At 60.9% G+C, this 3,171-nt stretch carries 4 protein-coding genes; all 4 read left to right on the top strand.

Annotation, left to right across the window (positions count from 1 at the left end; all coding sequences use genetic code 11):
• Positions 1 to 532, top strand: a 532-nt coding sequence (locus tag JNL55_RS26100; RefSeq protein WP_293861343.1) for a DUF5110 domain-containing protein, incomplete at its 5' end; no start/stop codon positions are given.
• Between the two features lie 3 nt (positions 533 to 535).
• Positions 536 to 847, top strand: coding sequence for a UxaA family hydrolase (locus tag JNL55_RS26105; RefSeq protein WP_293861346.1), 312 nt, complete (start codon positions 536 to 538; stop codon positions 845 to 847).
• Entirely contained in the window at positions 844 to 2,046 is a 1,203-nt protein-coding gene (locus JNL55_RS26110; RefSeq protein WP_293861349.1) for a UxaA family hydrolase, read from the top strand. The genes JNL55_RS26105 and JNL55_RS26110 overlap by 4 nt, the downstream gene beginning before the upstream one ends.
• The coding region (gene fucP / locus JNL55_RS26115) for an L-fucose:H+ symporter permease (RefSeq protein ID WP_293861351.1) at positions 2,043 to 3,171 on the top strand (1,129 nt) is incomplete at its 3' end. The genes JNL55_RS26110 and fucP, both read left to right, overlap by 4 nt.

Genomic DNA, 3,171 nt, shown 5'->3' on the forward strand with positions numbered 1-3,171 from the left:
CAAGCACACCTACGACACCGGGGCGCCATTCATGCGGGCGCTGTTCATGGATTTTCCGAACGACCCCAAGGTGCTCAACATCGGTGATCAATATATGTTCGGGCCCGCGTTCCTGGTCGCGCCGGTGACTGAGCAGGGCAGGGAGAGTCGCGAGGTGTATTTGCCGGCGGGCAGCGATTGGTACAACTACTGGACCGGCGAGAAGCTGGCCGGTGGCAAGACAGTCACCGTCGCGGCGCCCATCGATACGATTCCGTTGTTCGTGCGTGCTGGTTCGATTGTGCCGATGGGCGTGGATGTTTCCAGCACTGCTACGCCACAGGCGCTCAAGGAGATTCGCGTGTACCCCGGCAAGGACGCGACGTTCACGCTGTACGACGATGACGGCGTGAGCTACGACTATGAGAAAGGCATCGGGCGTACCACTCGCCTGCAATGGGACGACCAGCGCGGTCTACTCACGGCGGAGGGAGATAAAGCCGTGAGCCGATCGGTTCGTGAGTTGACTCGGGTGGTCGGCGAGCGGAGGTGACCGGTGCCACGCGTCGCAGTCCCCGTCATTCTGCTGCATCCCGATGACAACATCCTGGTGTGCCGTCGGTCTGTCACGGCGGGCGAGCGCTTCCATATCAATGCTAACGAGCAGATCGAGGCGATTCAGACGGTGGAGCTCGGCCACAAACTGGCGCGTCGTGCGTTGTCGGTGGGGGAGAAGGTCATCAAATACGGCGCACCGATCGGCTCGATCACGGTAGCAGCTCAGGCGGGTGAATGGATTCACCTGCACAACATGAAGAGTGACTACATCGGCGTGCACACCCGGGCCACGTCGACGAGCGGGCCATGAGTTTTCAAGGCTACTTGCGCAGCGACGGACGCAAAGGAATTCGCAATGTCATCGCAGTGGTGTACCTGGTCGAGTGTGCGCACCACGTCGCTCGGCGCATCGTGGATCGCTGTGACGATCCGGACGTGCATCTGATTGGCTTCCCGGGCTGCTATCCCAACGCTTATGCGTTGCAGATGATGAAGGCGCTCACGGCGCATCCCAATGTCGGTGGCGTGGTGCTGGTCTCGCTCGGGTGTGAGTCGTTCAATCGCGAGGCATTGGCAAAGCACATCGCTGCGAGCGGGCGGCCTGTGGAGACTCTGGTCATTCAACAGGTCGGTGGCACGCGGTCGGCCATTGATCGCGGTGTGTCCTATGCGCGAGCGTTAAAAGAGATTGCTTCCGGCACGGCGCTGCGCGTGCCGATGCAACTGAGCGATCTGGTCGTCGGCACGATCTGCGGCGGCTCCGATGGCACCAGCGGCATCACCGCCAACCCGGCAGTGGGGCGGGCTTTCGATCGCTTGGTCGTGGCCGGTGCGACCTGCATTTTTGAGGAAACCGGCGAGATGATTGGCTGCGAAGGGCCGATGGCTGTGCGTGCCACGACCGATGCGGTGAGCCAAGCGATAGTCGCTGCCATCGGCAAAGCCGAAATGTATTATCGCGCCATGGGTTTCGGCAGCTTCGCGCCCGGCAACGCCGAGGGCGGCTTGAGCTCACAGGAAGAAAAATCCGCGGGGGCCTATGTGAAGTCCGGTTCTTCGCCCATTGTCGGTGTCATCAAGCCCGCCGAGCAGCCGACGGCGCCCGGGCTGTATCTGCTCGACGTGGTGCCCGACGGTCCACCCAAGTTCGGCTTTCCCAACATTTCGGACAATGCCGAGATCGTCGAGCTGATGGCGTGCGGGGCGCATCTCACATTGTTTACAACGGGGCGTGGCTCCGTGGTCGGCTCGGCTATCGCGCCCGTTATCAAGATCACCGGCAATCCCGATACCTACCGCCGCATGTCCGAAGACATGGATGTGAACGCCGGTCGCATTCTGGAAGGCGAGGCCGAACTCGACGACGTGGCCCAAGAAATCGTCACGTTGGTCGAAGCGATTGCGTCTGGGCAGCTCAGCAAGTCCGAAGCCATCGGCCACCGCGAGTTCATTCTGACCTATAAGTCGTTCGAGCCGAGCGGGCCGGGATGTTTCCCGCGCAGCCCATGAATGAAGCGAGCGTGAATACCAACGTTCGCGCGGTGACGCCGTTGGCACCGTTGATCCTGATCGTCACGCTGTTCTTTCTGTGGGGCGTGGCCAATAACTTGAACGACGTGCTGATCCCGCACTTTCGTAAAGCGTTTTTCTTGACCGACTTGCAGTCCAGCCTGGTGCAGTCGGTGTTCTATTTGGGTTATTTTTTTCTGGCGCTCCCGGCGGGGTGGGCCATTCACCGCTTTGGTTACAAGGTCACTGTGCTGATCGGACTGGTGACGTTTGGCACGGGTGCGCTGTTGTTTTATCCGGCGGCGGAGATGCTGGAATACGGTTGGTTTCTGGCCGCGTTGTTTGTGATTGCCGCCGGCTTGGCGTTCTTGGAAACCTCCGCCAATCCATTGATCACGGTGTTGGGCGATGCGGATCACGCCGAGCAGCGCCTGAACTTTGCACAAGCGTTCAATCCGCTCGGCGCCATCTCGGGTGTCATCGTGGGACGGGAGTTTATTCTGTCGGGCATCGAGCCGACGCGTGCGGAGTTGGCGGCCATGTCCCCGGCGCAGCTCGCCGCGTTTCAAACCGTTGAGGCGCAATCGGTGCAATTGCCGTATCTGATCGTTGCCGCGGTGGTATTGACGTGGGCAGCACTCGTCGCGGTAACAAAGTTTCCTGCGCAGGCGCGAGCGGTTGCACTAGGCGACCCGAATCGTCTGTCGATGCGCCAATCCATCGCACAACTGCTGAGCCAGCGACATTTTCTATTCGGGGTGGCGGCGCAGTTTTTCTATGTAGGTGCGCAGGTGGGCGTGTGGAGTTTCATGATTCGTTACGCGCAGGCTGAGGTGCCCGGCATGGGCGAGAAGACCGCTGCGAGTTATCTGACGGCGTCGCTGGTCGGCTTCATGATGGGGCGATTCGTCGGCACGGCGCTGATGAGTCGGGTCAGTCCTACGCGCTTGATGGCTGGGTTCGCGGCCATCAACGTCGCGTTGACCTTGGTGGCGGTGTTCGTCGGCGGTGCGCTCGGCCTCTATGCGCTGGCAGCGACCAGCATTTTCATGTCCATCATGTTTCCCACCATCTTTGCCAGCTCGCTGCGCAATCTGGGGCCGCTGACCGAAGCTGCCTCCTCGT

Origin of the sequence: Steroidobacter sp. (assembly GCF_016790065.1) — a bacterium.
Taxonomy (GTDB): domain Bacteria; phylum Pseudomonadota; class Gammaproteobacteria; order Steroidobacterales; family Steroidobacteraceae; genus Steroidobacter.

Bases quoted from the DNA above. Each gene is read 5' to 3' on its own strand.
- JNL55_RS26110 (WP_293861349.1), top strand. From the start codon at position 844: ATGAGTTTTCAAGGCTACTTGCGCAGCGACGGACGCAAAGGAATTCGC.